Here is a 5,515-nt window from a genome sequence, read left to right on the forward strand (position 1 = left end):
AAGGCGGACAGCGAAGACGACCTGCAGGCCCTGCTCGCCAAGGACCCCTATGTCACGCAGGGTGTTGTCGTCGACCAGAGCATCTACCAGTGGAAGCCCGTCATCGGACCTCTCGTAGCGATCTGAGGACGACCCTGCCGCTCCACCTCGATGGAAAGAAGTTGCAGCATCTCTACATTGAGTTGCAATCAGCACTCTTCCAGTAACGTCGGCACAAACGACCCGCACAACTTGCATCTGTGCGTTCGCATAGTGAGCGACGGATGCGAAAAGTTCGATCAGCGACATCGCGGAACCGTCACGTCACCGCCTCGACGGCGTAAGCCTCGATGCCGAACACACGTGGTGATCGGTGAGTGCCGACATTCGACAAACCGAGACAATCGCTGACCTTCCCTAGCGGCTTTTCCGTTCAGCCGACTGGGTGGGATGACACCGTGCGTACGCGATACACGAGCTACACGCCTTCCTGATCAGTCAATTTCCTTCTCGACCGGTGATGAAAGTGAGCAACACATGTCCGTGAGCAAAGAATCGCTGTTCCTCAACGACCTGTACTCGTCCTGGCTTCGACGGTCCGAAGGTATGGATCTCGCAGGTCAGCGAGACATGTTCGAAGAATGGCATCTTCCCACCATCGAACCTACCGATGTCACGTATGAAGAAGTGACAGCCAACGGTGTGCCGGCAACATGGGCCAAGCCGCTGGGCGCCGCCGAAGACCGGGTGATCGTCTTCACGCACGGCGGCGGATTCGTGACAGGTTCACGCTTTTCCCATCGCAAGCTTGCAGCACACCTCGCCAAGCTGGCAGGAGTTCACGCACTCGTGGTGGACTACCGGCTCGCGCCGGAGGCAAAGCATCCAGCACAGCTCGAAGACTGCATTGCCGTGCACAAGTGGCTCCGTACGCAGGGCTACAAGGCAGAACATATGGCGACGGTCGGCGACTCGGCAGGCGCACATCTCGCCATCTCGACAGTGTTCGAACTTGCGGGTATGGCACTTCCCATTCCGGCCGCCGTTGTCGCTCTTTCGCCGTGGCTCGATATGGAGATCAAGGGGTTGACGATCGAATCGAACGACGCAGTCGACGTCCTGGCCAAGAGGGCAGTCCTCGAGATGATGCGGGAGAATTTCCTGACCGACCTCTCGGAAGCGACGGACCCGCGGGCAAACCCCCTGCTCAGGGACTACACAGACTTCCCTCCCGTCTATGTATCGGTCGGCGGCTATGAGACTCTGCTCGACGACTCGCGCCGGGTCGTTGAGTTGATCGAAAAGGCAGGGAGCGAAGCCGTGCTCGACGTGGTCGACGAACAGCAGCATGTCTTCCACTTCAACGCGGGACGAGCACCCGAGGCGGATCAGGCACTGAACCGGATCGCCCAGTGGCTACGCCCGAAGTTGGGGCTCGCCTGAACACCGCATGTAGGGCGTGCAACTGAAAGCAAAGCGCGCCGACGAAAGAGGACGTGTCTCGGCGGNCCGCCGCCGAGTCCGTTCGCATGCCAGTCAGCAGTGCACTATCCGAACCATCGATTGCAGTGAAGATCGGGAAGACACATACATGGAAAATCCAGTTCTCGTAGAACGCGACGGATTCATCGAAACGTGGACAATCAATCGGCCGGCTGAACGTAACCCAGTCTCAGGGATGGATGTCGTCGACGCATTGGTCGCATGCGTGGATGCCGTCAACGCCGATTACGGGGTACGCGCTGTCATTGTCACCGGCGCGGGATCGACCTTCTCCGCCGGCGGCAACGTCAAGGACATGGCGAATCGCCGGGGACTGTTCGGCGGGAAGCCTCACGAACAACGCGATGGCTATCGCGCCGGGATACAACGGATCCCACGAGCGATGTACAACTGCGACGTACCTTTGATTGCAGCGGTGAACGGCCCTGCAATCGGTGCCGGGTGCGATCTTGCCCTCATGTGCGACCTCCGAATCGCCAGCGAAAAAGCGTTCTTTGCTGAGAGCTTCGTCAAGCTGGGCATCATCCCGGGTGACGGGGGTGCGTGGCTGTTGCCCAAGGCGGTCGGTACGGCGCGGGCGGCCGAGATGATTCTCACGGGTGACCGTGTCGACGCAACACAGGCTCTCGAGTGGGGATTGGTCTCGAACGTCGTTCCTCCCGATCAGCTGCTCGACGAAGCTCGTGCTCTCGCCAACAGGGTGGCCGCCAACCCTCCGCACTCGGTACGGATGGCCAAAAAACTCCTGCGTGAAGGGCAGCACCAGAGCCTCGACAGTCTCCTCGAACTGTCCGCTGCTCTGCAGGCGCTGGTTCAACAGACCACCGATCACACGAGAGCAGTCAACGCCCTCATGGAGAAGCGAACTGCCGCATTCACCGGCGAGTGACGATGCCTCACGTAGCAAGCTCCTCGATCAGCGGTGCGGACACGTGGACGTTCGGCAAGGCAATCGCAGCAACAGGAACGATGTCGTGAAGTTCGACGAGTCCACTTCGATCGAGCACTGGTCTACTGACTGTTACCTCAGTGCCAGGGGCAGGACGAGGAACATGTTGTTCACCCGCCCGAGTTCGGACGTCTCGACCTCCCTGAGTTGCCCGAAGAGGAACCGGACGACCGTATTCGTGTCTCGTGCACATCCAGCGCTCGAAGATTGTGTGCCGGCGGGCCCGCCACTTCGAGGAGCCAGCGGCTGGACCAGGCATGGGCTCCACGAGGACCTGAGTGCAACACGCCGGCGGGCACGCGCTGAGCGAGCAACGGGCGGCTGCGCTCGTAGCACATGACTGCGGCACAGCCACCGGTTACTCGTACTCAGCGAGCGAACTGTTTGCCGAGGAATTCGACAACCGCGCTGTGCAATTCAGCGCTGCGCGGAACTGCACCGGTCATCCAGTACACGCCATGGACAAGACCGCTATACAGTTCGACCTGGACCGGGACACCCTGTTCGGTCAGCATCCGCCCGTAGTTCAGGCATTCGTCGCGGGTGACCTCGTACTCGTTGACCAACATCAGCGTGGGAGGAAGCCCCGCCAAACTCTTCGCCTTGGCCGGCGAGGCGTACGGGTTCTCGGCGTCTTCCAGTGTGGCCAGGTACTGCTCCCAGAACCAGCCGATTGCTGCCGCGGTGATCAAATATCCCTCGGCATTCTCCTCCCATGACGGGAAGCGTGCCGTGCCGTCGATAACCGGATAGACCAACACCTGAGCACACAGGGCCGGTGAGCCGGTATCACGTGCCCGAAGTGCGGTGACGGCGGCGAGATTGCCACCGGCGCTGTCGCCCATGATGGCGACACGCGTCGCATCACCACCGAAGTCGGCGACGTTGTCGACTACCCAATTCAGAGCAGCGAACGCGTCTTCGGGTGCGGCAGGGAACTTGTGTTCGGGAGCGAGCCGGTAACTCACGGCGGCCACGATGACTCGGGCGTCCGCGGCCAGCGCGCGACAAGGCTGCTCGGTAACGTCGAGGCTGCCCGCAACCCACCCGCCGCCGTGGATGTACACCACAGCCGGCAGGGGCGCATCGGACTCCGGAATGTACAGACGCACGGCCTGGTCGCCATCCGGTCCGGGGTAGACCGTGTCGACGACACGAGCAAGATCCGCTTTCGGCGCCTGCAGTCCGGTGAAGGATTCGATGACCTCACGGACTTCAGCGACACTCATCTGCTCGAACGACTTCAGTCCCTGCTCGTTCAACGTGTCTATCAACTGCTCGACTACAGGATCGAGTGCCATGGTGATCTCCTTGATGTGATAGACGGACTTGGTCAATCGCCGATTCGGTGGAGTCACACTACGAGGAGGTCAGAGCGGACGAGTGTCCGAAAACAACACAACTGTCCGTCTGTCCCGGTTCTCGTAGATGTGTGTTGCACAATCGGACACACCGAAGGTCCATCACTGTTCTACCGTCACCCAAGTGACCCACAGACGGCCAGAATCTCACCATCACCGTTCGATGACGGGCCCGGCACCGCGAGGGACCCACCGGAGAACGGGTTCACCCTCGAGGTGCTCTCGAGAAATGGGTTCCTCTGTACGCCCGCGGGCTGCGGGGAGAGATGTTCGGTCGCCGCACGTCATGGTGAGGACACATCAGCGGCTCTGAAAACGTGCTGCCCACTTCGGGTGTCGAGTTCGAATTATGCTTCCAGAGAGGGATTATCATGTTGCATCACGTCGTAACATTCATATGGAAGAAGGACATCACCGACGAGCAGGTCGAATCGTTCCACAAGGCTCTTGACGCGATATCGGTGAGCATTCCCCAGGTCGTCGAGTTTCGTTACGGAAGGGACCTCGCCCTCAAGCCCGGGATCGGCAACTATGCAATATCTGCGCTTTTCGAAGACGTCCCCGCCTTCCGCGCATATCTGGCCCATCCCGATCATGTGCGCCTCGTTGAAGAATTCATCTCGGTGATGTCCGAATCGTACTCGTCGATCCAGTTCGAGTATGCCTGACGGCAGTGCCGGCCGCACGCTCACGAACGAAGTGCCGGTCGACATGGTCGCTCGTTGCGGAAGGTTGTGATCAGTTGTGAACGCTGACGGTGTCGAGAGTGCCCTTCCTGGCGATGTCTTGAGTCGCCCTGTGGCGCTACGTGACGATGCGACCGCGCAGGCGAGGGCATGGCCGGATGCGCGACTGCTTCGCGTGAACGGTGCCGGTCAGGTTCGCATCATCGATGGACAACTGCTCCTCGAGTCGGCTGCCGACTATTGTTCCCACCCTCCGACACACGCGGTCTTGTTGGGAGTTGTTGATGCAGTGCATCAATGGGCTATACGGGACGAGTTTCTCACGGATGCCCCCATGGAGAGCGCGGGCATCGAGTTCGGTGACCTGCGGTCACACGGAGCGTTCTTCGATGCTGTTGATGCCGAACGGTATCTCACCGCGCAAGCCCTGCTGATGTGGCAGGACGAGTCCCACTTCTGCGCCAAGGACGGGGCGCCGATGACGATCACCTCGGGTGGTTGGACGCGTGTGTGCACTGCGTGCGGTCGGGAGGAGTACCCGCGGACCGATCCTGCGATCATTTGTCTGGTACATGACGGGGCGGACCGCGTGCTGTTGGCGCGACACGCGGCGTGGCCGGCGCGGAACTTCTCGACGCTGGCGGGATTCGTCGAGGCCGGTGAGTCGCTCGAAAGCTGCGTGGCGCGGGAGATTGCGGAAGAGGTCGGTCTCGTTGTCTCCGACGTGGCCTACGTCGGAAGTCAACCATGGCCATTTCCGCGTTCCCTCATGCTCGGCTTCCATGCCATCGCCGACCCTCGCGAACCGCTCATCTTCAGTGATGGTGAGATCTGCGAGGCTGTATGGTGCTCCCGCGCGGAGGTGAAGGAGGCCCTCGCCGCCGGCGACTGGGCTAGTTCGGTCGATGCGCCCGTGTTGCTGCCGGGGAAGGTCTCGATCGCACGGCGCATGCTCGACGCATGGGTGCGAGCTGCTAGTGCCGCACCCGTGAACCTTTGCCCGTTCTGGCCGACACGCCGACCGGTTGCGGCGTGTC

5 protein-coding genes are annotated in these 5,515 nt (G+C 61.0%); 4 read left to right on the top strand and 1 reads right to left on the bottom strand.

Annotated features, from left to right (window positions below):
• Positions 1-516: 516 nt before the first annotated feature.
• Entirely contained in the window at positions 517-1,422 is a 906-nt protein-coding gene (locus tag ACLBYD_RS30400) for an alpha/beta hydrolase (protein WP_447819362.1), read from the top strand.
• A 148-nt stretch (positions 1,423-1,570) separates the two neighbouring features.
• Positions 1,571-2,371, top strand: a complete 801-nt coding sequence (locus ACLBYD_RS30405) for a crotonase/enoyl-CoA hydratase family protein (protein WP_447819363.1) — start codon at positions 1,571-1,573, stop codon at positions 2,369-2,371.
• A 428-nt stretch (positions 2,372-2,799) separates the two neighbouring features.
• Here ACLBYD_RS30405 and ACLBYD_RS30410 read toward each other — a convergent pair whose 3' ends face one another.
• Entirely contained in the window at positions 2,800-3,732 is a 933-nt protein-coding gene (locus ACLBYD_RS30410; protein WP_447819364.1) for an alpha/beta hydrolase, read from the bottom strand.
• A gap of 431 nt (positions 3,733-4,163) precedes the next feature.
• Here ACLBYD_RS30410 and ACLBYD_RS30415 point away from each other — a divergent pair, with 431 nt between their 5' ends.
• Together ACLBYD_RS30415 and nudC are read left to right on the top strand one after the other, a co-directional pair.
• The gene (locus tag ACLBYD_RS30415) at positions 4,164-4,460 is read left to right on the top strand and encodes a Dabb family protein (RefSeq protein WP_447819365.1); all 297 of its coding nucleotides are present in this window, start codon (positions 4,164-4,166) and stop codon (positions 4,458-4,460) included.
• A gap of 76 nt (positions 4,461-4,536) precedes the next feature.
• Positions 4,537-5,515 (top strand): NAD(+) diphosphatase (gene nudC, locus ACLBYD_RS30420; protein ID WP_447819366.1); only part of this gene is annotated, 979 nt, incomplete at its 3' end.

This window comes from Rhodococcus sp. C26F (assembly GCF_053345925.1).

What these genes read in the sequence shown, in the direction of transcription:
- ACLBYD_RS30415 (WP_447819365.1), top strand. Translation starts at nt 4,164, where the DNA reads ATGTTGCATCACGTCGTAACATTCATATGGAAGAAGGACATCACCGAC.
- ACLBYD_RS30405 (WP_447819363.1), top strand. Translation starts at nt 1,571, where the DNA reads ATGGAAAATCCAGTTCTCGTAGAACGCGACGGATTCATCGAAACGTGG.
- ACLBYD_RS30410 (WP_447819364.1), bottom strand. Translation starts at nt 3,732, where the DNA reads ATGGCACTCGATCCTGTAGTCGAGCAGTTGATAGACACGTTGAACGAG.
- ACLBYD_RS30400 (WP_447819362.1), top strand. Translation starts at nt 517, where the DNA reads ATGTCCGTGAGCAAAGAATCGCTGTTCCTCAACGACCTGTACTCGTCC.